We start from the raw sequence: 24,791 nt of genomic DNA, 5'->3' as shown, positions 1-24,791 counted from the left end.
CTCCGATAGAGATTCAGTACCATTCTGTTCACGGGTGAGCTCTTGTTAAAGAGAGCTTACCCTGTTGTCAGCCTAATCGTAGATGGTTGGAATGGGTGCGCGTTTGTGTTCAGTTTTTATATAGATATCGATAATACGTTGCACGATCTCCTTAGAAACGGGCTTGCCTTCTAGAAAATCGTCTATTTCATCATAGCTAAGGCCGAGCGCGTGTTCATCTGCTTTTTGTGGCGTTAAGCACTCTAGGTCTGCTGTTGGTGTTTTGTCTACCAATTCCATTGGTGCGCCGAGTGTTTTTGCCAATAAACGGACTTGACGTTTGCTCAGTCCAAAGAGCGGAGCTAAATCGCAGGCACCATCACCCCATTTTGTATAAAAGCCAGTTAGATTCTCGGCCGAATGATCTGTACCAAGTACTAAGGCACCTACTATGCCGGCTACTTCATACTGGGCAACCATACGTGCTCGGGCTTTTACATTGCCTTTCGCAAAATCTACTGCAGCTTCTGAGGCTCTATTTAAACCGACAGTATTAAGGGACGTGCATACTTCGCTATGAATGCCTTCAACGCCAGGTTTTACGTTGACAGTAATGCGCTGTGTGGGCTGAATAAAGTCGAGAGCCATCTGAGCATCATCTTCGTCATGTTGACTGCCAAATGGTAAGCGCATAGCAATAAAACTATATTCATTGCTGTTACTTTCTGCGTTGAGTTCATCTACTGCAAGTTGGGCAAGTCGGCCACAGGTGGATGAATCCACACCACCACTGATGCCTAATACTAGGCTTTTGAGCTTAGATCTTTTTAGCGTTTTTTTTATAAATGCAGTTCTACGCGTGATTTCTGTTGTAGGGTCAACTTCCGCTAAAACTTTCATCTCTTGAATAATGGTTTCGGCCTGCATTGTAAGTCTCTCTGCTTAGTTGAACGCTTTCAATATGATTATGCTACTTGAATTGGGTGTTGTAGGTAAATTATGTTTTAGTATTTAGCCATTAAAAAAGGCACCCTAAGGTGCCTTTGTTATGAGTTAGTTACTTTCGTCTTCATCATCGAAGACGCCAAATGTGATAGTGCTAAAAATACCACGTTCAGGCTTTGGTGCCTCTTGGCTCATCCTAATAGGTGTAGCTACAGGGGCTTCTTTAGCGTCACTGAAAAGGTCGAAGGTTGCGGCATCAAATAAGGTTTTTTCTCCTTTGTAGACAGGAGTGTATTGATATTCTGGGAAGTTTTTAGCTAAGACCGATTGGGTATCTGCTGCTAAGTCTTGCTGCCCTAAATGAGTATAGGCTTCTATCATGACGGCAAGAGCATCAGGAACCGCAGGGGTTTCTTGCATGTTTTCAATAACATAGCGGCCACGATTGATTGCAGCGACAAAGGCTTCACGTTGGATATAGTAACGAGCTACATGCACCTCATAGGCGGCCAAACGGTTTTTTAGATAGACCATACGTTTCTGTGAGTCAGGAGCATATTGGCTATCAGGGTAGCGGTTAACCAGCGTTGAGAAGCTTTCAAAAGAATCAAGCGCGGCGCCTGGGTCTCGTTGTGTCTCATCGATAGGTAAATATTGTGTGATCCATGAGATGTCTTGTTCAAAGGAAGTCAGGCCTTTGAGGTAGTAAGCGTAATCAATATTTTCATGGTTTGGATGTAAGCGAATAAATCGATCCGCGGCAGCGCGTGCAGCTTCAGGTTCGTAGCTGTTATGGTAAGCGTAGATCAATTCTAGCTGAGCTTGTTCTGAAAACCGTCCGAAGGGATAGCGAGCTTCCAGCAGTTGCAGTTTCTCAATTGCTAGATCGTAGTTCTGTTGATCCATAGCAGACATAGCTTCTTTATAAAGCTGTTGTTCGGGGATATCCGGTATCTCTTGGATATCTTCAAACCATGAGCATGCCGTTGTCATAAAACAGAACAAAGCAATAATAAGTAATTTGGTCATTCGCATCTTTTATTAATCCCAGTGTAGTCTCGGGCCCGAACGGTTATACTGGGCACAAAGAGGCTATAAGCAATTCAACGGCCTATTTAACCACAACTGGTTGGGCCTGTTAACACACTCAGGCCTAACAATTAAGAAAGTTCTGCTAGGTTCTGATGTCTGATCAAATACAACTCCAAGCACAAGTGGGAAATGATCTCGTTGGTAAGCGACTTGATCAAGCTGTAGCCCAGCTATTTCCAGATTACTCTCGTTCTCGCCTACAAGGCTGGATTAAAGACGGCTCGCTAACTGTTGATGGGGACGTAAAGCGCCCTCGTGATAAATTGTTTGGTGGCGAAATTGTCGCTATTGATGCTGAACTTGAGATGATCGAAGATCATAAACCGCAAAATATACCGCTTGATATTGTTTATGAAGATGAGCATATTCTGATCGTCAATAAGCCTGCAGGTTTAGTGGTTCACCCTGCCGTTGGACATCGAGACGGTACGTTATTAAATGCATTGCTCTACCATTGTCCAGAGATAGCTCAAGTCCCTAGAGCAGGTATTGTTCATCGACTTGATATGGATACAACAGGATTGATGGTGGTTGCTAAAACAATCGTGGCACAAACGGAATTAGTTACGCAGCTACAAGAGCGCTCTATGGGGCGTGAATACGAAGCAGTTGTTAATGGTGTAATGACGGGTGGTGGTATGGTTGATGAACCTATGGGGCGCCACTCTAAACATCGTCAGAAGATGGCGGTGGTCGGTGTAGGTAAGGAAGCGGTTACTCACTATCGCGTATTGAAAAAGTTACGTGCCCATACACATATTCGTTTAAAACTTGAAACGGGGCGTACCCATCAGATCCGTGTGCATATGGCGCATATTAATTACCCGCTTGTGGGTGATCAGCTTTATGGTGGTCGCTTTCGACTCCCAAAAGGTTGTAGTGAGGATATGCTGCAAACCTTGCGGAATTTTAAACGCCAAGCTTTACATGCTAAAAAACTGGAGCTTTGGCATCCACATAGTGGTGAGTTGGTTTCTTGGGAGGTGGACCTTCCTGATGACTTTAAACATTTGCTGGATGTGCTTACCGTTGACGCAGAAGCATCGAATGATGAGATTTGATAGGACGTGAAATTTATACCGGCTAAGTGGCAAGCTCCCTCCAAGGTTCATGCGCTAACTACAACACGTTTAGATGGTGTTAGTCAGGGCGTTTATCAAGGATTGAATCTTGGTGATCATGTGTCTGATCGGATTGTTGATGTACAGGACAATCGTCAAAAACTGATAGCTGAACTGAACTTAACGATCCCCCCGCAGTGGTTATCACAAGTACATGGTACCGATTTGATTCAAGCGTGTGGGGATGGGGTTCGACGTGAAGCTGATGGTTGTTGGACGGATGAGCTAGGCTTAGCTTGTATTGTTATGACTGCGGATTGTTTGCCGGTTTTTTTTACCAATTCAGCAGGCAGTAAAGTAGCTGTTGCCCATGCAGGTTGGAGAGGTTTGCTAAATGGGGTATTGGAAAATACGTTAAAAGTTTTCCAAGATCCATCCGATCTGCATGTTTGGTTTGGGCCCGCTATTGGCCCTAAGGCCTTTGAGGTAGGTTCTGAGGTGTATGAGCAGTTCTGTGATTCTAGTTTAGAAGCTGAATCTGCGTTTTCTAAAATTGATGATACCCATAACAAGTATTTAGCAGATATTTATTCTTTAGCTTCACAGCGATTAAAAAAAGCAGGTGTTGTTAATATCACCAGCTCTTCTCTTTGCACTTATTCAGATGCAGAACGTTTTTATTCCTATCGTCGAGATGGTGAAACAGGACGATTAGCCAGTTTGATTTGGATTGAATAATTCAAGTTTTCTAACTTTATCTTATGAATCTTTATTAGGAGACAAGTTTGCCTGAGGTAACTATAAAGCCTGCATCATTTGTGGACCTGCTCACAGTAATTCCGAACCTATTAATAGATCTCAAATATTTTACTGGGGATAACTTTGTAGGCGTTCCTATCAATGGTTATGAACGAAATGTCGGTTTGATAACAAACCCAGCGGCTCAGGCGTTACTCCGCGTTCAGCATGAACTCGCTCATTTTGGGCTAGGTCTTAAAGTATTCGATGCTTACCGTCCTCAACGAGCTGTTAACCATTTTATTCAGTGGTGTGAGGAGGAAAACGAATGTGTGACTCAAGCGCGTTTCTTTCCTGATTTAGATAGAAGTAAGCTATTCAGTAAGGGTTATTTAGTTCGTCACTCTAGCCATAGCCGCGGCAGTACTGTTGATTTGACATTAATTGACCTGTCTAGCGGAGAAGAGCTGGAAATGGGAACTGAGTTTGATTTCTTTGGGGTTGAATCATGGATTGATAGTCAGACGATCTCTTCTCAAGCTCGAGCTAATCGTATGTTGCTACAAGGGTTAATGATGCAGCATGGTTTTGTTCCTTATCACCATGAATGGTGGCACTTTACCTTGCAGGGTGAGCTTTATACAGATACTTATTTTGACTTTATAATTGAATAAGTTTGTTTTATTTAAAAGAATACGAGATATATGAATCGGGCTTCCTAATGTTTTGCGGGAAGAGTAGATGATTTTTTACTATATTCGTAATATTAGATAATTGTTTTTTATTTAGGCTGATATCTGTTAAAACCTTAAGTGATTAACTTACAATTTTTCTTATTTAGGCTAAGAATTAGCTTACTTCTAACGTACTTCCCGCCTAAATTGCTGTGAAAGTGGCTATCACTGATATGGCTCAGGTATAGTTAATCTGTTCTGTGTGACAGTGTCTATTGCTTCATGTTGGTTATTTTGAAGCTATAAGGGATTAATAATGACAGATTATAAAGTTTTATTCACAGGCTCAGTGTGTTCAGGTAAAACCACAGCTATTCGCTCATTGAGTGATATTGAGACGGTTGATACTGATGCCCGCGTAAGTGATTCTGCTATTCGCCGTAAGCGAAAAACCACAATCGCCATGGATTATGGCGTTCTTGATCTATCCGATAGCGCCCGTCTGCATCTTTATGGGACGCCGGGACAAGAACGTTTTAAGTTTATGTGGGAAGTAATGATGAGTGACTTAGTGCATGACGCTGAGGGGCTTGTTTTGTTGGTGGATAATACGCGTAATGATCCTTTTAAAGATATCCGCTTTTATGTGGAAGAGTTCCGAGATTTTATTGTTCGTCGCCGCCTGATTATTGCAGTCACTCATTCCGATGAAAAAGCAGACCCTGACCATGATTATTATATGCAAGAGCTCAAAGCTATGGGCTTGTTTACAACCGTTATTTTTATTGATGCACGAGACCCTTCCTCGGTACTTAAAATAGTAAAAGAGTTGGTGGGGCAACGAGAAAAAGATATTGCTTGGCCTGAACTAGAGCAACGTTTGGCCGTCAATAGCACAATGCCTCAGGCAAGTGGAGAAGGCGACTCTCCTGCAATTGGGGTTAATGAAGAGGTCACATTACTTGAAGCGGCGATGAATACACGAGGCATTACAGGCGCAATTCACCTTGGGGCTGATCGCAAAGTTTTGAGCTCTAATGTTAGTAGTAAACAAAATAAAGAATTACTACGTTCAATGATTAATTTAGTGACTGCATTAGAAGCTAAGGCTTCTTTTCTAGGGCATATAGATGATTTGGTTTTATATGGCCCGCAGCAAGAAACCCTCTCTGTATTTGTTGAAGAGGAACAGGCACTTGGATTGTGTTCCCATAAAGATTTAAGTATCAATGTGGTTAAACAGCAAGCTGTGGATCTTTTGCAGTGGAGTCGGCGATGAATGAATTACTTGGAACAATAGATAAACCTAATGTTGTTGAAAGTAGTTGTTTTCTTGAAGGGAAAGAGGTGACCACATCTTCTTTTACTAAAGCAAATCGACATTATGAGACAGTTGCAAGGCAGACGTTTAGCTATATATTTTTAAATGTTGGTAAGCATAAAAGCAAACATAACGAGGCTCACCTAGAAATAGGTGATAAACGTTTAAGTGGCTTTCTGTTAAAAGCAAATAGAGTACTCGTTTGTTTGTCGGAGAAAGAAACTAACATCTCCGATGTAAGGGCTCATATTCAGCAGGTTCAGCATCTTATTGCAAAAGCTGAAGTTGAGCGCATGCTCGCCTAGATAGGAGCTAAAAGATTCTATCTATTACGTCCTGTCTAAGGTGTTCGACTTATTCGTCATATCAATCCAGTGTTAAGCATGCGATAAATATCACCTTATTAGATGAAAATTTGAATATTTTTTGAGGTGTTTTAGTTTTCGTTCAGCTGAGTATCGCTACACTGATACTACTAATGTTCCCCTGAAATAAGGAATGCATGAATGAAGGATTATAAGATCCTATTCACAGGGTCAGTTTGCTCAGGAAAGACAACAGCGATTCGCTCAGTCAGTGATATTGAAACACTTGATACGGATGCTCAGGCCAGTGATGTAACGGTTAGGCGTAAAAAAAATACTACGATAGTTATGGATTACGGCGTTTTAGACTTAAATACTGAGACGCGTGTTCATCTTTATGGAACACCAGGGCAAGAACGATTTCGTTTTATGTGGGATATGCTAACCAGTGAGTTTGCCCACGATGCTATTGGGATGGTCCTTTTAGTAGACAATACGCGCAAAGACCCTTTTCGAGATATACGTTTTTATGCGAAAGCGTTTGGTGATTACCTGCGTAAACGTAGATTAATTATTGCTGTTACTCATTCAGATGTGGAACCTAACCCAGATTACAATCGTTACTTAAGCGAGTTAAAAGATCTCGGGGTTATGAGTACGGTTATGTTTGTCGATGCTAGAGACCCTCGAGCAATTTTAGGTGTTATTGAGGAGTTAATTTCAGCGGTAGAAAGAGATATAGATTGGGACCAGGTTCGGGATCGATTACTGGATATTAATGGTTTCTCCCTTGATTTTTATAAGCCTTTATATGAAGAAACCCTTTTAGATGCAGCGATGAATAAGCGAGGGGTTTTAGGCGCTATGCATATTGGAGAAGGGCAAGATCTACTGTGTTCTAATATTGATGATGCCTCTATTAAATCATTGTTGCTCAATATTAATCGTTTAACTGATGCTATATCGGAAAAGGCGAGTTTTTTAGGTGCGGTTAATAATGTTGTTATTGCTGGCCCTAAGGTCGACACCTTATCGGTCTTTAATGATCAAAATCAGTCTTTATGTTTAAAATCAGATAAGGATATATCGCTGCCTGTATTGAAGCAGCAGGCAGGTGATTTGCTGCAATGGAGTATCGACAATGACTATTTGGCATGAGATGCAGGATAAAGGGTTAATACTCTACGGTTGTGTATTACAAAATGGGGATGTGCAGGCATCTAGCTTCCCTCCTGAAGCTAAAAAACAGCTCTCTGTTGCTAAACAAGCATTGGCATATATCTTTCGCTCTGTTGAAAAAAGCGCTGAAAGTCACGATGAAGCTCACTTAGAAATTGGAGACTGCTTATTTAGCGGCTTTCAGCTAGATCCTAATACGCTACTTATCTTTTTAAGTGAACACGATAACGATACATTGCAGATTCGACAGTTTGTGAGTAAAAACAAAGAGCGCTTTCTAGCATTATAGCGTTGGCTCATTTTGTTTTAATATAAGAGTTCTCTAATTTTTGTTTATTTTCCTCTTGAAGCGAACGACTTTCACCCTCATATCTCTGATATACGATTCATTATTTAATTGCCCTAGCCTTACATAACACGAGGATAGAGGTGTATTGGATTAATCAGCGGAGGGCATATGCGTCCAGATAAATTTACATCTCAACTGCAAGAAGCTCTGGCAGACGCTCAATCTTTAGCTGTAGGCCGAGACCATAACTACATTGAACCTGTTCATATTTTACAAGCCTTATTAGAACAGCAGCAGGGTAGTTCTGTGCAGCTATTGGCGCAAGCGGGTGCTGATATGCAGCGCTTAAAAAATCAAACGACACAGTACATCGACCGTTTACCAAGTGTACAAAACCCTGATGGTGAGATTCGTTTCTCTCAAGATGTTGCACGCGTCTTTAACAAAACAGATAAGATCGCCCAGCAACGGGGCGATCAATATATTGCCAGTGAACTGATTCTTTTAGCTTTGCTAGATGATAAATCTGATGCAGGTAAAGCGCTGCGCGAATCAGGTATAAGCAAAGACAGATTAGAAGCTGTTATCAATCAAATTCGTGGAGGGGAATCGGTGCAAGATCCTAATGCAGAAAGTAATCGTCAAGCTTTAGATAAGTATTGTATTGATCTGACTGAACGTGCTGAATCGGGCAAGCTCGATCCTGTAATAGGACGTGATGATGAGATTCGTCGAACAATTCAGGTGTTACAGCGCCGTACTAAAAACAACCCTGTACTTATAGGGGAGCCTGGTGTTGGTAAAACCGCCATTGTGGAAGGGCTTGCACAGCGTATTGTTAATGGTGAAGTTCCTGAGGGGCTTAAGCGTAAAAAAGTGCTCTCGCTTGATATGGGATCGCTCATTGCTGGTGCGAAATTCCGAGGTGAATTTGAAGAGCGTCTAAAAGCTGTATTGAATGAGCTATCTAAACAGGAAGGGCAGGTTATTCTGTTTATCGATGAGCTACATACCATGGTGGGCGCAGGCAAGGGCGAAGGCTCAATGGATGCCGGTAACATGTTAAAACCGGCTTTGGCTCGTGGTGAACTACATTGTGTGGGTGCCACAACGCTGGACGAATACCGTCAATATGTAGAAAAAGATGCAGCTCTTGAACGTCGTTTCCAGAAAGTTATTGTTGATGAGCCCGATGAAGAATCCACTATTGCCATTTTGCGTGGTTTAAAAGAGCGGTATGAGATTCATCATGCGGTTGATATTACAGACTCTGCAATTATTGCTGCGGCTAAATTGTCCCAGCGATATATCACAGATCGCCAACTTCCCGACAAAGCGATAGATCTAATCGACGAAGCCGCTTCCCGTATTCGTATGGAGATGGATTCTAAACCGGAAGATATGGATCGCTTAGAGCGTCGTTTAATTCAGTTGAAAATGGAACGAGAGGCGCTAAAAAAAGAGAAAGACGCTGCAGCGAAACAGCGTTTAAAAGAGCTTGAAGAAACTATAGGCAATATCGAAAAAGAGTTCTCTGATCTGGACGAAATTTGGAAAGCCGAAAAGTTAGCATTGCAAGGCTCTCAAAAAGTGAAAGAGGAGTTAGATTTAGCACGTATCGAACTTGAAAAGCATACCCGTGCGGGTGATCTTCAGAAGATGTCTGAGCTACAGTATGGTCTTATTCCAGAGCTTGAGAAGGAGCTTGCCGCTACTGCCCAAGCAGAAGAACAGGGGCAACAGGAAACTAAACTACTGCGTAATAAAGTGACTGAGGAAGAGGTCGCTGAAGTGGTTTCTCGTTGGACGGGTATTCCAGTCAATCGCATGCTGGAAGGTGAGCGAGAAAAACTATTACGTATGGAATCAGAGCTGCATAGCCGTGTGATCGGGCAAGATGAGGCTGTGATTGCTGTCTCTAATGCGGTACGCCGTTCTCGTGCGGGATTGTCAGATCCTAATCGTCCTAATGGTTCATTTTTATTTTTAGGCCCAACAGGTGTAGGTAAAACCGAGCTTTGCAAAGCGTTAGCTAGCTTTTTATTTGATACTGAAGATGCGATGGTGCGTATCGACATGTCAGAGTTTATGGAAAAACACTCCGTTGCACGTTTGATCGGTGCGCCTCCCGGTTATGTCGGTTATGAAGAAGGGGGGTACCTGACTGAGGCAGTGCGGCGTAAGCCTTACTCTGTTTTACTGTTGGATGAAGTCGAAAAAGCCCATCCTGATGTTTTTAATATTCTTCTACAGGTATTGGAAGATGGCCGCTTAACTGATGGTCAAGGGCGTACAGTCGATTTCCGCAATACCATCGTAGTGATGACCTCTAATTTAGGGTCTGACCTTATTCAAAACTTCAGTGATGACGATGATTATCAGCTCATGCATAACGCGGTAATGGAGTCAGTGGGTATGCACTTCCGTCCAGAAGTGATTAACCGTATTGACGAAGTCGTCGTGTTCCATAGCTTGAAAAAAAGCCAGGTGGCAGGTATTGCTACTATTCAGTTGCAACGTTTACAAGACCGTTTGGCTGAGCGGGATCTAAGTCTCACATTAACAAGTACAGCATTAGATAAGCTGGTGGATGTAGGCTTTGAGCCTGTGTATGGGGCAAGGCCGTTAAAACGAGCGATTCAGCAGTGGATAGAAAATCCGCTGGCGCAGGAGATATTAGCGGGTAAGTATCTCCCGGGCACAGAGATTGCTGTAGATGTAGAGCAAGGGGAGTTTGTTTTTAGATAGGTTGTATCAGCTTCGATACGAAGGCTGATACTTGCTTCTATAAAAATGCTCGATGTATTGCATCGGGCATTTTTATACCTTTTATTTGTTATCGCGTAGGTTTGTCTAGAGCTGTTATTTATTTACCACCCTATAGGTCGTCGGCTGTGCCTCTTTTCGATTTTAAGTTCCAATACGCTTTGGTGTGATTGTTTTTTCCGGCTATCTGTCGCTGATTTCGTAGGTAATGTCTCACCGTTTTTGCGGACTCTGATTCGAAAGCGGCCCACACGACATCTATGTCAGTTATCTGTCTTATTATGGCTAATATTCGGGTAGATTGAATCTCCGGCGGGCATATTACTCTATGTACTTGGTCGGCAACTAATAGGTCTTTATTCTCAAAATAACTTTGTTCATCTTCGGATTCGCTAATGATAATTATGTAGGGTGGTAATGGATTCAGCCAATGCTCAAGTATACCTGCCATTGCAGGATAAGCGGTTTCATCGGCAATCAGTAGGGCTTGTCCATTCGATAAGTGGGGGTGCTTATCTTTTGCTTCAGAGCGGCTCATAATAATATCGCCAGCGCTGAGTTCGTTAGCCCATTGACTGCCTGGGGTTTTTCCATGTGTGAAGATGTCTATATATCCTTGGTTATGAAAACGAGCATTTTTATCTTTTTTCCATGATTTTCGGAGCGTATAAAGGCGAACATCCTTGTTCGCGCTTTGTAAGAGCTTTTGACGATTCTTACTGGATAAGTGCTTCATCAATGAGACAAAAATATGATCGAAAAGTTTTTTGCTCCAATGTTTTTTATTCGCTTTTAGAGTACCCGAGTGAGGGCGCTTTTTAAGCGTTTTTAGCAAAAAAGCATAAGCGTAACCCGGATAATATGCAGGAAGTTCGGTCGTACTTTCAATGGTTAAACGTACCATGTTTGTGGTGATTTTTTGTTTATCTATGATCTTAAAAAAGTGTTTGCCCGCGCCGCTAAAATCACGCCCTTGTTGAACGATAGAGGCATAGGCTTGATAGAGAATTTTATCCTCTAATTCCCCTTCAATTTCGAAAGGCACAAAAATTTTTGTGCTCTGAAGAGTCGTATTTAAGTGAACGATAATGTCCATGCCTTCTTGAAAAACGTCTAAAACGCTTGCTGATACAATAGTAGCCTCGTGTAGGGACTTTATTTGAGATAGGTGACTTTTTGCAATTGCTAAAAGCTCTTCCGTATGATCTTGATTAACATGATCAATAATATCTATTTTTTTATCTATGTCCGGTATAGGCGTGTAGGTGTCCATAGGTCTCGGTATTTCATTCGATAGGAAAGGAGTCATATAGAGGCGCAATGCTGCCTCTATCATTAAGATATTGAGAGACAATAGCCTTATTACATGCGGTAAGTCGCGCTAATACCTACAGATAGGTCTTGACCCACTGCTGCTAAGGAGTCTGCTCTGTAATACAAAATATTTTCATCGGTTAGATTTTTAATAAAACCGTTAATAGTTAAGTCACCGTTTACGTATTGGAAACGTGCATTAGTAAGTAAATAATCACCGGCCATATCATTATTAGTGTTATTCAGATCAGAATAATATTCGCCAACATAAGTTATGTCGGCACCGAAAGACCATTTGTTGCCAATGTGCTGGGTAAAACCTAAACCTAAATTCGTTTCGGGTGCGCCAGAAAGTTGGTTTCCTTTATTTGCGGTGTTTGATGTGTACTCATCGATTTCACTGCGTAAGAAACCAATAGAGCCCTGCAGCTCAAGGTTGTCGGAAAGCCATGTAGAGGCTTCTAATTCAAAGCCTATTGTATGTGCTGAATCTACATTGACTAAACTAAAACCGGATAGAGCTTGGTAGTCAGAATAATCGTTATAAAATAGATTGGCGCTTAATGTTGTGCCTTTACCAAAATCGCTTTTGCTGCTTAGTTCAAAGGAGGACACTTCCTCACTATCAAAGGCAAAAACATCACCTGTCGTATTGATATAGGTTCCACTTGGGCTGTAGCCTTTGCGAATGGCTGCCCCGAATGTGGTGGTGTTAGATATATCATGCGTAATGGCGAGTTTCGGTAAGTAATAGGTCGAATCTGTGTTTTGAACCACTTCAGTGCTCGAAAAAAACGAACCGACCTTCTCGGTTTCTTCATTCTCAATACGCAACCCCGTCGTTAGTTTTGTCTCAGGAGATAGTGCATAAGTACCTTCACCATAAAGGGCTGTTGTGGTGGTGTTATAACTTGTATCAATATTAATTACTCCTTGGGATGCATCGATGACCGAGTCTTTATAAGCAGCAAAGAGTCCTATTACACCAGATAGCTTGGTATTTTGATTATTAAAAATAATACGGTTTTCTAATGATGTAGTGGTTTGTTCAATATCATAACTGTGGGTAGTTGTGCCACTAGCCGAGCCGTAACCGTCGGCATATATATCTGAATCTATGTGGCTAATATGTAAAGAGTTAGTAATGCTGTCGCTGACCTGGTACTCGATATCTGTAGCTACACTTTTTTCTTTAGAGTCTTGTACGCGGGAGACGGCACCACCTGCGTCAGCAATCGTCATCGTTTGTGTGGCGATACCTTCGGTGGTATTGCTGGCGAAATTAGCATGCTCGCCCTTATTTTTAAGGTAATTTACGGTCAGTTTAGCTGATAATTCGGGTATGTCTCTGGGTTCCCACAATAACTTACTTCGTACGTTCAGGCTTGTGGACTCGCTGAGATTAGGAAGATATCCGCTGTAGCCAGATATATCGTAATTCAGCCAGCCCTCCCCTTTTGTTTGATCAACTGCGATACGGTAAGCAAGCTCATCTTTAATTAAGGCCCCAGACGACATAACTGCTAAATTGTGTTTTAGGTTGCCATTTTTATAGCTTTCTAATCCCGCTCGAATAGCCGCTTCATTTTCAAATGTTGGATCATTGGTATTAACGACAAGCGCGCCAGCTATGGCACTTGCCCCTTGCGTTGTAGACTGTGGACCACGGAGAACCTCTACTTGCTCGACATCCCATAAATTAGTAGGTGAAAAATTGTAACCTGACCAGTCTTGGGTGGTGCCATCTACCACGGTAGCGATACGAGCACGAGCGCCTGTCATTAGTGCTACGCCCCCCGTTGCAGCTCCCCCACCAGAAATACCGCGAATAGCTATATGACCAAAGGTATCGGTAGTAACGTTAGGGGCGCTTGTCGCAATATCTTTGACCTGCTTAACCTCTCCTGTTCCTAGAGTTTTTTCAGAGAAAACAGTGACCGCTGTTGTTGTATCTTTAATATTTCTATCAATTTTTTCACCGGTCACCACAATGGCGTCTAGTACTACAGCTTCTGCATTTGCCATAGGAGAAGTTAATAAGCTGTTAATGGCCAAAATGGATAACGCTATAAACGAAAGTGTAGGAGGATTATGAGGGAGAACGGTGTTCGTTTTTCTAATTGGGTGCATAATTTAGATTTCCTGTACGTGCAATAAAATAGTATTAAAAAGACTAATAATTCTCATTCTTATATTTTGTTAGGTATAACTATTCACTCTTTTATAGAAACGGATAAGGTATTTAAAAACTATTCGCTTTACTGAGTAGTGATTGTGAATATTTGATATTAATATGTATTTAAGGTTTCTTTCGTTGTGGTGACGCGTTTCAGGGTAACGCTGATAAATAAGGCGATACTAAAGCTGATAAGAATACCGGCTATCACGACGGCGCTGTAACCAATATGTTTTGCTATCGCCATACTTATTGAGGAGTAGATAAAGCCGAGCAGGGAGGCAAAACTAAACTGCAGTGTAAAAAAAGTAGCCTTGTGTAAAGATTCAGCTGCTTTGTCCATTATTATTGTCGAGGAAACGACTAATAGAGCAGGGAAGCTAATAAAGTGTAAGGTGATTGCTGTGTACACGATAACCTTGCCGGTAAATCCGAGTGTTAGTGGTATCATGAGTAATAACGCTAGGACTTGAATAAATAGCACCCCAATAAAAGCATGAGCACGGCCAAATCGAGTAATAAGTGGTGTTGCGAGTAAGGCTGCACATAGGCCCACGGCAGAGCCAAATATTTTTACTGCAAAGCCAACGTCGCCTAGTGCCCAACCACTGTCGATTAACAAGGGATTGAGTAAGGCAAAACCACAGGTTGAGCCGATGGGGTAGAGTGCCAAGATGAAAAGCCAATGTTTTTGCTCTGTGATGAAATGTTTTATATCTCGAAAAAGATGTCTAGACTCTGTTGAATAGGTTTTGCTGTCAGGGATATCTTCAGGTTCGGTAAACAAGGTTATTTGTAATAATGAGATGCAGGTTAGGCCAGCTAACAGCCATAATGAACCCTGCCACTCAAGCCAAGGGTAAAACATCAGGATCAGGCCACCCCCAATAATGTTTCCCAATAAATTTCCTGAGAATTGAATGCTACTAGCAAGTTTACGAGCTTCTGGGGCAAATAGTTTGCAGGATAAACCATCGATAGCAACATCTTGTACGCTCATGCAAAAAGCATAAAGTGCTAGGATTGCAATTATCCATACAAACTGGTGTTGAAAATCCATTGAACCTGCCGCGGCCAATAATAGCGCCATACCGGTTTGAGCTATAATTAACCAGCTACGATACTTGCCTTGAAACGATAAGCGATACTTATCAATTAACGGGGCATAAAGTACTTTTCCCATCAAAGGTAAGACTGCAAGATTGAGTAAAGCTAATTTGTCTAGAGCAACACCTTGTTGCCGTAAAATAGCTACAGCCGCTGACAGAATAAATGCCACGCCGATATATTGGGTGATATATATGCTAGCTAGCATCCCCCAAGGGTATTGGGTGTTTAGCTTAAAGCGGTTTGTCATTACTCATTATCCTGCGTGCCTTCCGTTTGGGCGGAAGGCTAGTTTGATTTCTTTTAACGTTTTATTTTGTGCGATGCGATGCGATGCGATGCGATGCAGTGCAGTGCCAGAAAATACTAGTCTTCAATTATTGATAACTTTGAAGTTTATCGATGAAAAGTCTTAATATCTTTCGGATAGGGACATGGAGCTTTCGAAAATAGATAATTTTTACGTGATGTTATTAGTTTAAAATGTAATGGAGGTATAGCCTCAACCCCTTAGTACAGCTTTCTACCTTCAATCTCTAAGTATGTTAAGTTCAATGCTTTTAGCTTTTTACTAAGCACTGCGTTGCATTGATAAAGATTGTCGATACTCACTAGGGGTAACACCGACTTCGCTTTTGAATAAAGTGGCAAAATGGGCTTGGCTTTTGAAGCCGACATTGTGGGCAATTTGGGCAATTGATTCGTTGCCCGCCAGTTGCTTGCGAGCCGCTTCAAGTCTTATGTTTTTGAGCCAATCTCTAAAGCTGGTGCCGATTAACTCTTTGATATCTTGTTTTACGTAGGTGCGATTACTTCCTGCCATATTTGCTACGGAAGAAAGTGACCAATTTTGGGCTAAGTTGGTCTGGATGTGGCTTAAAACATTCGATAGCTGGGTGATTCGTGAGGTTGTGGATACTTGATGTTGTTCGTGTCTTTTATGGAGAAAGAGTGCCAATACTTCTTGGGCTTTTGCTTTAATAAATAGCTCACGCTCAAAGCCTTCAAATGTACAATCCCAAACAGCTTCGCAGCAACGTAGAATATCCGCTGGAATGGGGCCTAGCTCGGCAAAGCGAATATTAGGAATTGCGAGAGAAGCACTGCTGGGGTGTTTAGGCAGGATGGAACTTTCATTAAGTTTATTGGGCGGTAGCATTATAGCAAATGTTTGCCAAACGCTGTTGTTAGCAAAGTGTATTCGACTAGTGCTCGATTGATCAACTAAGGCAATCACATACTGATGATTATAATTACGCTGTTTGCCTATGCCTTCGTTGAGTGTTTCACATTGGCATTGGCCAAGCATCGAAATATAAAGGCCAGGGGGGTAAATATGTTCAACTACTGTATCTTCAGCAAACCGATGATTAACGAGTCGAACAGAGCTTTGAGCATCTAAACCGAGGTTAAAATGCTCGAATGTAGTAACATTCTCAAGAGAGTGTTGTGACACGAGGATACCTCCTAAATAGGTGTAAAGCTTTAAATAAAAGTAAGTTAGGGGACATAGTAACAAAAATATACAATTAAGAATAGTTATCATTATCACTAACGGTTTTGAGTAATGTTCCGCTTATGCTGATTAATCTAACTAAGGCAAGTGCGGTTGCATTTTGATTAATCAAGATTCAAGAAGGTGTAGACAGTTGTTCATTACTATCGCTTAACGTATTGATTGGATAGCTAACGATTAGATGTGGCTTGAAAAACTTACACATTAGCCAAGACTCACAAGGCTAGGTAGGGTGTTTTCGGCCCTTTTACGGTAGAGCATAAAATTTTAAAAAGTTTTTTGTGCTGTATTGGTAGGCTTTTTTATTGGCGGTGATCAGTTATGCTAAGTGTCTGTTATTACTTTGAGATAAGGTAGAGTTTTGATGCGATTATGGTTTATAGCTTTTTTATTCCTGACTGGATGTGCAACACAAAAACCGCAAGAGCAGGCTCCGCCCATTTCAAAGGTTATAACCGTTACGCCCATTGAGATCGGTTTACCCGCACACTATGCCTATTCACCTTATGCTGATTACCTATTGCCTCTTTTATCCAATTTTAATCAAGAACCTTTCTATCATTTGAGTAATCCCCAGTTACTGGTTAATTACTACCGCTATAGTGATGAAATTAGTGCTAATGACCCACAGAAAACGGTTTATGCATATACAAATAAGGCTGGTGGAGAATGGGGCTATATAACAACGAGTGTGGGTCGCTCACCTATTGCTAATGGATTTATTATTGAGAATAGCCCTCTTGGGACCGTTTATGCATTAGTGTTAAAGCAGACGAAGCTTTGCTTAGCGACTCAAGCGAAAGGCTTGCCTGTGTTTACACAGGGACAGTGGATATTTAATGAATCCCCCGGTTTTTTTGAATGTACTGGATTGACCAATAAGAGTATTTATAAAGTAGGCTCAGGCTTGCCGGGTCTACTTGGCCCCTATGTTGATGAAAAAGATACGGTTTTGGTTTTTCGTTCGCGAGGTCAACTACAGCAGATTGCCCTAGCACTTAAATATCAATTCCCTCAATTACTTGTGCCGACCATAGGGCGTTGATTTTCTGTTTTTAAGCAGCCTAACTGGACGGAAAACAATGTGTTTGTTATACCTGATAAGCTAAAAGGTCGTTTCTAGTGAATGGTTCAGCCATTAGTTAATGGGTTGATGTTGTAGAGGGGAAGAATGAGTCAAATTAAAGTATTGATTGTTGATGATGCTCGCTTTATTCGTGATCACGTGTCACGGATTGTAAAAGAGCACTTCCCTGAATATCAGATTGATTCTGCTGACGATGGTGAAGCTGGACGCAAGCAGATGAATAATGAAAATTACGATCTTATTCTTTGTGATTGGGAGATGCCGGGTATGTCTGGCTTGGATCTTTTGCAATGGGCTCGCCAGCAAGCTAATTATGTGGATATACCGTTCATCATGATTACCAGCCGTGGGGAACGAGATTATGTGCTTAAGGCGATTCAAGCTGGTGTTAACGACTATATGGGTAAGCCTTTCGAAGATAAGCAGTTAGTTGAGAAAGTTAAGAAATACATCGGTAAGCGTTTTACTACTAGCGCAGAATCACGTCGAAAGGCAGCTCAAATGTTAGCGGCAGGAAAAACCGCTGCCATAGCAAAGACGGCGAAAAAACCTAAAGGCTTAGCTCAGCTACGTGTTGCTTCTGGTGTGTTGCGTTGTGCTATTAAAGAGGTGACATTGCAATCAGTGCAAGTCGTGGTCAAGCGGGAGGATGGAATTCCTCTGCTTCTTGAGCAGTCAGTTGTTGATATTGAGCAGGTGAATGGTAATAGTGTTGCTCAGATGAATGGTTTTATCTCAGGTTTACAGGCAAACGAAAAAAGCACACAGGCAAACTTTATTAGTGTTGATATTCAGTTTGTTGATAATGATCCCGAAAAACTAGAAGTATTAACGCATTATATTGCGAGTTTGACTAAATAGTCGGATTAATGCTGAGGGGGTTCTGGCGTAGTAAAGGCTGCAATTAAGCAGCCTTCCTATCAATTAAGAGGCGCCGCTGTTCTCTAATATAATGCTTTCTCATCTTTAATCACGTCGATTAACACCTCAAGAAAAAGGCGATCGGCCTCGCTGTGCTCTACAGGTATTTTAATATTGGTAGTAGATGATAGTTCATCAGCAATAACTGTGGCGGCATTTTCATCATTTAGGTGCTCTCGAGCTATTTTTAGAGCTGTTTCACAAATTTCTGGTTCAACAAGTACTTTTCGTATGAACGACATCAGTTCATTAATAACGCGTTCTTTATTTTTAATCTCAGCAATACTCATAGGGATCTCCTGTACACGTATAGTTGGAGCGAATTGGATTTTAGCGCTCCGCCTCTGAGTTTTATATAGCAAAACTATAACGCGATCTTGCTAATCTGGGTAGTAGATTACTACAAACAAGCACAGTGCTTCAGTTTTCATTCCTTTGGGTTGAAAAAATCAACCTGTATGGGCTACAATTACCGCCTCGAATTTTGAGACCTTGAGTGTGTAGGTAACCCCGAAACTCAGGGAGACAGCTTTCTGTGAGCCGTTTCTCAAAGGTCTGTCGGTTGGGAGATCCCTAACACCGGCACACACCCGAACGTGAACCTTCAGCTCTACCCCTGGAATGGTTCAGAGTGAGATCGCTAGAGAGTCAAAAAATATTGTCTGGTACAGGCACGTTCAACGTTACAGAAACAAAAACTGTTAATTTCGTCAGTAACGAGACACTGACGTCGTTAGAGGGTGAATAAAGTGGAATTACTTTCAGGCGCAGAAATGGTTGTTCGCGCACTTCGTGATGAAGGCGTTAAATTTATCTACGGATATCCTGGCGGTGCATTACTGCACATTTACGATGCAATCTTTACTCAGGATGACGTCGAACACATTTTGGTCCGCCATGAGCAAGCTGCCACTCATATGGCAGATGCGTATGCACGTGCAACCGGTAAAGCGGGCGTTGCACTTGTAACTTCAGGTCCAGGGGCGACCAATGCCGTAACCGGTATTGCGACCGCTTATATGGACTCAATCCCAATGATTGTTATTACAGGTCAGGTTATGTCACACCTGATCGGTGAAGATGCTTTCCAAGAAACCGATATGATCGGTGTCTCTCGTCCTATCGTGAAACACAGCTTCAGTGTTCAACGTCCGGAAGATATCCCAGAGATTATTAAGAAAGCATTTCATATTGCTGAGAGTGGCCGTCCAGGCCCTGTTGTTGTCGATATCCCTAAAGACATGACAACACCCACAGATCGTTATGAGTATGAATATCCTAAGAGCGTGAAAATGCGTTCTTACAATCCTATCTCTAAAGGACATAGCGGCCAAATTAAAAAAGCTGTGGATATGTTACTGGCGGCTAAACGCCCCGTTATTTATTCTGGTGGCGGTGTCATTATGGGTGATGCGAGTGATGAACTGATCGCACTCGCTAAAGAGTTAGGTTGTCCGGTTACAAATACACTGATGGGCTTAGGTGGTTTCCCAGGCACGGACCCTCAGTTTATTGGTATGTTGGGTATGCATGGTAGCTATGAAGCTAATATGGCAATGCATCACAGCGACATGATTTTAGCAGTAGGCGCGCGCTTTGATGACCGTGTAACTAATGGTACTGATAAGTTCTGCCCGACAGCAAAAATTGTACATATTGATATTGACCCTGCATCGATCTCGAAAACGATCAAAGCTGATGTGCCAATCGTAGGGCCTGCCCAAGCGGTCTTAAAAGAGATGTTAGAGCAACTGCAAGCGGCGAAGACTAAGCCATCTGCTGAAAGCCTGAAAACGTGGTGGGAGCAGATTGAAGAGTGGCGTGGTCGTCATGGCGGTCGTTATAAAACAGATGACTCCAAGCAGATGAAGCCTCAGCAGGTTATCGAAATGCTAAGCAAAGTCACTAATGGTGATGCTTATGTTTGTTCTGATGTAGGTCAGCATCAAATGTTTGCTGCTCAGTATTATAAGTTTAATAAACCTAACCGTTGGATTAACTCCGGTGGTTTAGGAACTATGGGCTTTGGTTTACCTGCTGCAATGGGCGTTAAGCTTAATTTCCCTGAAGAGGAAGTTGTGTGCGTAACGGGTGAAGGTAGTATCCAGATGAATATTCAGGAACTATCTACCATTAGCCAATATGGTATTCCAGTTAAGGTTATCTGCTTGAATAACCAGTCATTAGGCATGGTGCGTCAGTGGCAGGATATGAATTATGAGTCTCGTCACTCGCAATCTTATATGCAGTCGTTACCTGATTTCGTCAAACTGGTTGAATCTTACGGTCACGTAGGCATTAAGGTTGAGCGTTATGAGGATCTTGAAGGCGCTATGCGTGAAGCATTCGCTATGAAAGATCGTATGGTATTCATGGATATCGCAGTAGATCCGTTTGAGCACGTTTACCCTATGCAGGTACCGCGTGGTTCTATGCGTGACATGTGGCTAAGCAAAACGGAGAGAACATAATCATGCGTCATATTATTTCTGTATTGATGGAAAACGAACCGGGTGCATTATCCCGTGTAGTTGGATTGTTCTCTCAGCGCAACTTCAATATTGAGTCGTTAACCGTTGCGCCGACCGAAGATGAAACATTGTCTCGTTTGACGGTAACAACGATTGGCGATGATCGTGTGGTTGAGCAGATCACTAAACAGCTAAATAAGCTGATCGATATAGTAAAGGTTGTTGACCTGACTGAAGGTGATCATCTTGAACGTGAGTTGATGATGATTAAGATGAAGGCTAACAATGGTACTGTTCGCGCTGAGATTAAGCGTACGACAGACATCTTCCGTGGCACTATTATCGATGTGACGCCAAATACCTTTACCGTACAGCTGGTGGGAGCAAGTAGTAAGCTGGATGCTTTTATCGAAGCTTTAGGGACGTCCAATATTATGGAAGTCGTACGTTCTGGTGTATCGGGTATTGCCCGTGGTGAGAAAGTTCTGAGCGTATAAATTCAGACAAAGGTTAGAATCAAGCGGCATTCTGGTAACGGGATGCCGCTTTTTTTATGCCGCAACGATGTGTTTTAGTAGCGCTTTTAGTCTAGAGATCTTTATTTATTATTGGAGAGGAGGCTGGTAACTGACCGAATGTTAGGCAATGAGGAGTTGTTTAAGCTCGGATATTTTCTCGCGAGATATATCTAAATCAACTTTAATTGTTGTATCGGCAGCGCGTCTTCGTATCGTGTGATGTTTATCACAGGCAGGTTTGCGGCGCTCAGGACCTGAATAATTGACGCGCTGTTGTTGCACAAACCAGTCTTCTGCATGGTTCAGCGTAGGGAAGTAGGGGCTAGTTCTACCCGCACTTTTATCATACCAATAATAAACAAATTGATAGTTACGAAAATCTTTAATGAGTTTTGGCATCGTTTTCTACAACAGTCAGAGCAAAATATGACTCGTATTCTATTGTTAGAAAGCTGAACAGTAGCTGATAATTATTGGCTGTTTTAGAAAAATATTAATAAAACAGCCTATGGGTAAGTTGTGCAAAGATTTGGGGCGTTATTCGTTATTATTTAACAGATGCTCATAACGTTTATCTGTGAGTGTTTTCATAAATGCTACTAGCGCATCTACGCGTTGATCATCAAGTGCTGGCCCTGTTTCTAACTCTTTAATTGATAAGTTTTGCGGTACTTCAGGTGTAGCCCAAACCTGCCCTGTTTCGGGATTGATTTGGCGTTTACTACTGCGGCTGTTGTATTTATCGTAAAACAGAACAACAGTGCGTAAATTTTGAAAAACACCGTTGTGCATATAAGGGGCTGTTACCGCGATATTACGCAGTGTCGGGACTTTAAATTTACCTGCTTGTTTAGGATCATCAACCTGTGGATGATTGAGTAAGCCTGTATCTGCTGTATCAATAGGAACACCATTTTTCTTGCGTCCCTCAATATTGGTTGGAATGCCAATATTATGATATTCGTAGTTAGTGAATGTCTCTTGCGGGTGACGTTGAGATTTATTCAGCTGATGGCATAGATTGCAGTTGGTGAATTGTTGGGAGAAAAATAGCGTGCGGCCTAATTCTTCCTGCTCTGTCATCTTATATTCGCCTTTTAAATAGCGGTCATATTTTGAATCAAATGGTGCGAATAATTCAGTACGCTCGAAATGGGCGATGCTGTCGGCCATCGCTGCATAACTGTTTTCCGCATTGGTGAAAATATTATCGCCATAAAGTGATTTAAATGCAGAGAGATAAAACGGATTTTCCTGCAAACGTTTAGCTATTACTCTTTTGTTGGGCATGCCCATCTCTATAGGATTCGTAGGTGGTCCTCCCGCTTGGCCTGCTAAGTTGTTTTCGCGGCCATCATGGAACTGTCCACCAATATATTTTCCTTCCTTATTGAATGTGAAATCTGGGCTAAACATTGCGTAGGCGGCTGTAGGGGCGTTGCGATCACCGAGTGAATGACCATCATCACCTAGTGAGTAAGCACCTTGAACGCCATTGTCTCTAGGGTCTGTAAAGGCTCGGTCAGGAGCGTGGCAAGTTGCACAAGATTGAGTGCGGTTAAAAGATAGATTGGGGTCAAAAAACAACTGCTGCCCTAGCTGTTCTTTAATTGGGGTATGTCGGGTATCATCTGTATTATTGGCATTACTGTATGTTGCAAGCAGTAATAGCAAGAAAAGCAAGGTATTGTGGCGAGTGTGTATATGCATGTGAAATATATTCGATAATATGAATGTAATTGATAACCGTTATCAATAATACCTTTTTTTGAGATTTTATTATATTGATACCCATCAAATATTATAGATTCAGAACATCAATACGGTGTTTATCTTGGTATTTTTTAACAAAGCTGAAATGGGCTTAAAGGGTTAGGTGGAAGTTCGTGAAGTTTAAACAGCGTATGCTTGTGGTTGTTAGTCTGCTTATTATTGTCGGGTTCATGTTGACGGCTAGCGTCAGTTTTTATCTTTCTCGGCAAGCGGCCTTAAATTCGCTAGTTGAGCATGAGATGCCGTTAACAAGCGATAATATTTATGCTGAAGTACAGCGGGATTTAATTAAGCCGAGAACCGTTTCCTCGTTTATGGGGAATGATACTTTTCTAGAAGATTGGATTTTAGGTGGTGAAAAAGATGTTGCGGCTATTACTCGTTATTTAAATGAGATTAAACAAAAGTACGGTGCTTTTACTGCTTTTATGGTATCCGATTTAACCCGTAATTATTATTATGCTGGTGGGCTCCTTAAACAGGTTTCGGAGAATAATTCTCGAGATGATTGGTATTTCCATCTGCGCCAACTACCTGGCGATAGTGAATTAAATCTAGACCCTGATTTAGCGAACGGGGATGAATTAACTATATTTATCAATTTTAAGATTCGTACCTCTGATGGTACCTTCCTCGGTGCTACTGGGCTAGGACTCAATTTAGCGAGCATCACTCAGGTTTTTTCTGACTATCGTGCTCGTTATGGAAATAACGTTTTTCTTGTAACACCGGGGGGGAATCTCCTATTACAGGAGCGCTCAGGGGAGGCGGCGAAAAGTCTTTATCAAAAGGTGGGTGTTAAATCTGTTGTGGAGCAGGTTTTGTCTCAGCCTGAAGGACGTTTCTCCTATAAAAAAGATGGGAAGACCTATCTTCTAAATACTCGTCATATAGAGGAGTTAGATCTAATTCTCTGTGTGGAAGCGGAAGAGGGACAGGTTGATGACGCACTTTTTCCTCCCTTGTTCATTACCTTATTTGTCTGTTTTATTGTGACGGGTGTTGTTCTCGCACTGCTCTTAAAAGCGATCAATCATTATCAGCGGGAGTTGGAGAGTGTTGCTTGGCAAGATCCATTAACAGGTCTGTTAAATAGACGAGCTTTGGCCGAGCGTTATGAGCGAATTAAAAGTATTCACCTACGTAATGGCAAGCCGCTTTCTTTGTTGATGATCGATATTGACCATTTTAAAGCCATTAATGATAGGGGAGGGCATGCTTTAGGGGATCAGGTTTTACTGCTCATTGCTGAATTACTGCGTGACAACCAAAGGCCTTCCGATTGTATAGGGCGTTGGGGAGGTGAAGAGTTTATTCTTTTACTACCCGAAACGGATCTACAGCAAGCGGCGCATATTGCTGAGCGTATTCGCGCTAAACTTGAGAGCCATCAGTTAATCTTTAGGTTGTGCCAGCAGGAAGTAACATTAAGTATTGGTATTGCTGAGCAACAAGGTCTATTTGACTTAGATGCTCATGTATTAGCTGCTGATACGGCCCTGTATAAGGCAAAGCAGGATGGTCGAAATTGCGTACGTTTGGCTGAGTAGTTGGTTGGG

At 42.0% G+C, this 24,791-nt stretch carries 22 protein-coding genes; 13 read left to right on the top strand and 9 right to left on the bottom strand.

The window, feature by feature from the left end:
* Positions 1-72: 72 nt before the first annotated feature.
* Together nadE and A3774_RS02590 are read right to left on the bottom strand one after the other, a co-directional pair.
* Positions 73-906 carry an ammonia-dependent NAD(+) synthetase gene (gene nadE / locus A3774_RS02595; RefSeq protein ID WP_067862744.1) on the bottom strand — a complete coding sequence of 278 codons (834 nt, stop codon included), beginning with the start codon at positions 904-906 and terminating at the stop codon, positions 73-75.
* A 126-nt stretch (positions 907-1,032) separates the two neighbouring features.
* Positions 1,033-1,953, bottom strand: coding sequence for an outer membrane protein assembly factor BamD (locus tag A3774_RS02590; RefSeq protein WP_331709314.1), 921 nt, complete (start codon positions 1,951-1,953; stop codon positions 1,033-1,035).
* Between the two features lie 155 nt (positions 1,954-2,108).
* On the opposite strand from A3774_RS02590, the gene rluD reads away from it, so the two are divergent.
* From rluD to clpB, 8 genes are all read left to right on the top strand, one after another.
* Positions 2,109-3,077 carry a 23S rRNA pseudouridine(1911/1915/1917) synthase RluD gene (rluD, locus tag A3774_RS02585; protein WP_067862740.1) on the top strand — a complete coding sequence of 323 codons (969 nt, stop codon included), beginning with the start codon at positions 2,109-2,111 and terminating at the stop codon, positions 3,075-3,077.
* Positions 3,078-3,083: 6 nt separating this feature from the next.
* On the top strand, positions 3,084-3,815 hold the full coding sequence (pgeF, locus tag A3774_RS02580) for a peptidoglycan editing factor PgeF (RefSeq protein WP_067862738.1): 732 nt from the start codon (positions 3,084-3,086) through the stop codon (positions 3,813-3,815).
* Between the two features lie 47 nt (positions 3,816-3,862).
* Positions 3,863-4,489 carry a M15 family metallopeptidase gene (locus tag A3774_RS02575; RefSeq protein WP_067862736.1) on the top strand — a complete coding sequence of 209 codons (627 nt, stop codon included), beginning with the start codon at positions 3,863-3,865 and terminating at the stop codon, positions 4,487-4,489.
* Positions 4,490-4,805: 316 nt separating this feature from the next.
* Positions 4,806-5,768 carry a GTP-binding protein gene (locus tag A3774_RS02570; RefSeq protein WP_067862734.1) on the top strand — a complete coding sequence of 321 codons (963 nt, stop codon included), beginning with the start codon at positions 4,806-4,808 and terminating at the stop codon, positions 5,766-5,768.
* Positions 5,765-6,115, top strand: a complete 351-nt coding sequence (locus tag A3774_RS02565; protein ID WP_067862732.1) for a hypothetical protein — start codon at positions 5,765-5,767, stop codon at positions 6,113-6,115. Before A3774_RS02570 ends, A3774_RS02565 begins: the two co-directional genes overlap by 4 nt.
* Positions 6,116-6,316: 201 nt before the next feature.
* Positions 6,317-7,273 carry a GTP-binding protein gene (locus A3774_RS02560; RefSeq protein WP_067862730.1) on the top strand — a complete coding sequence of 319 codons (957 nt, stop codon included), beginning with the start codon at positions 6,317-6,319 and terminating at the stop codon, positions 7,271-7,273.
* Complete coding sequence (locus tag A3774_RS02555; RefSeq protein ID WP_067862728.1) at positions 7,257-7,583, top strand: hypothetical protein; 327 nt, start codon at positions 7,257-7,259, stop codon at positions 7,581-7,583. Before A3774_RS02560 ends, A3774_RS02555 begins: the two co-directional genes overlap by 17 nt.
* A 168-nt stretch (positions 7,584-7,751) precedes the next feature.
* Complete coding sequence (gene clpB / locus A3774_RS02550; RefSeq protein ID WP_067862726.1) at positions 7,752-10,331, top strand: ATP-dependent chaperone ClpB; 2,580 nt, start codon at positions 7,752-7,754, stop codon at positions 10,329-10,331.
* 130 nt (positions 10,332-10,461) lie between these two features.
* Here clpB and A3774_RS02545 read toward each other — a convergent pair whose 3' ends face one another.
* The 4 genes from A3774_RS02545 to A3774_RS02530 all read right to left on the bottom strand — a co-directional run bounded on the left by A3774_RS02545 (position 10,462) and on the right by A3774_RS02530 (position 16,402).
* Positions 10,462-11,622, bottom strand: a complete 1,161-nt coding sequence (locus A3774_RS02545) for a siderophore-interacting protein (RefSeq protein ID WP_067863302.1) — start codon at positions 11,620-11,622, stop codon at positions 10,462-10,464.
* A gap of 89 nt (positions 11,623-11,711) precedes the next feature.
* Positions 11,712-13,793: a TonB-dependent receptor gene (locus A3774_RS02540; RefSeq protein WP_067862723.1), complete on the bottom strand. Its 2,082-nt coding sequence runs from the start codon at positions 13,791-13,793 to the stop codon at positions 11,712-11,714.
* Between the two features lie 158 nt (positions 13,794-13,951).
* The gene (locus A3774_RS02535; protein WP_067862722.1) at positions 13,952-15,196 is read right to left on the bottom strand and encodes an MFS transporter; all 1,245 of its coding nucleotides are present in this window, start codon (positions 15,194-15,196) and stop codon (positions 13,952-13,954) included.
* Positions 15,197-15,517: 321 nt separating this feature from the next.
* Positions 15,518-16,402 (bottom strand): helix-turn-helix transcriptional regulator, encoded by an 885-nt coding sequence (locus A3774_RS02530; protein ID WP_067862720.1) that lies wholly within the window; start codon positions 16,400-16,402, stop codon positions 15,518-15,520.
* Positions 16,403-16,826: 424 nt separating this feature from the next.
* On the opposite strand from A3774_RS02530, the gene A3774_RS02525 reads away from it, so the two are divergent.
* A complete protein-coding gene (locus A3774_RS02525) occupies positions 16,827-17,507 on the top strand; it encodes a hypothetical protein (protein WP_067862718.1) in 681 nt (226 codons plus the stop codon).
* A gap of 126 nt (positions 17,508-17,633) precedes the next feature.
* The gene (locus tag A3774_RS02520) at positions 17,634-18,410 is read left to right on the top strand and encodes a response regulator (protein ID WP_067862716.1); all 777 of its coding nucleotides are present in this window, start codon (positions 17,634-17,636) and stop codon (positions 18,408-18,410) included.
* An 83-nt stretch (positions 18,411-18,493) separates the two neighbouring features.
* On the opposite strand, the gene A3774_RS02515 is transcribed toward A3774_RS02520, so the two are convergent.
* Positions 18,494-18,760 (bottom strand): hypothetical protein, encoded by a 267-nt coding sequence (locus A3774_RS02515; protein WP_067862713.1) that lies wholly within the window; start codon positions 18,758-18,760, stop codon positions 18,494-18,496.
* 459 nt (positions 18,761-19,219) lie between these two features.
* Between A3774_RS02515 and A3774_RS02510 the strand changes: the two genes are divergently transcribed.
* On the top strand, positions 19,220-20,941 hold the full coding sequence (locus tag A3774_RS02510) for an acetolactate synthase 3 large subunit (protein WP_067862711.1): 1,722 nt from the start codon (positions 19,220-19,222) through the stop codon (positions 20,939-20,941).
* Positions 20,942-20,943: 2 nt separating this feature from the next.
* A complete protein-coding gene (gene ilvN / locus A3774_RS02505; protein ID WP_067862709.1) occupies positions 20,944-21,438 on the top strand; it encodes an acetolactate synthase small subunit in 495 nt (164 codons plus the stop codon).
* 141 nt (positions 21,439-21,579) lie between these two features.
* Here ilvN and A3774_RS02500 read toward each other — a convergent pair whose 3' ends face one another.
* Together A3774_RS02500 and A3774_RS02495 are read right to left on the bottom strand one after the other, a co-directional pair.
* Positions 21,580-21,858, bottom strand: a complete 279-nt coding sequence (locus A3774_RS02500; protein ID WP_067862707.1) for a hypothetical protein — start codon at positions 21,856-21,858, stop codon at positions 21,580-21,582.
* Between the two features lie 138 nt (positions 21,859-21,996).
* Positions 21,997-23,169, bottom strand: coding sequence for a cytochrome-c peroxidase (locus tag A3774_RS02495; protein WP_067862705.1), 1,173 nt, complete (start codon positions 23,167-23,169; stop codon positions 21,997-21,999).
* Between the two features lie 176 nt (positions 23,170-23,345).
* Between A3774_RS02495 and A3774_RS02490 the strand changes: the two genes are divergently transcribed.
* Positions 23,346-24,782, top strand: coding sequence for a sensor domain-containing diguanylate cyclase (locus A3774_RS02490; RefSeq protein ID WP_067862703.1), 1,437 nt, complete (start codon positions 23,346-23,348; stop codon positions 24,780-24,782).
* Positions 24,783-24,791: the final 9 nt, after the last annotated feature.

Source organism: Neptuniibacter marinus, assembly GCF_001597725.1.
Lineage (GTDB): Bacteria > Pseudomonadota > Gammaproteobacteria > Pseudomonadales > Balneatricaceae > Neptuniibacter > Neptuniibacter marinus.
This window is presented reverse-complemented; position numbering and strand designations above follow the sequence as displayed.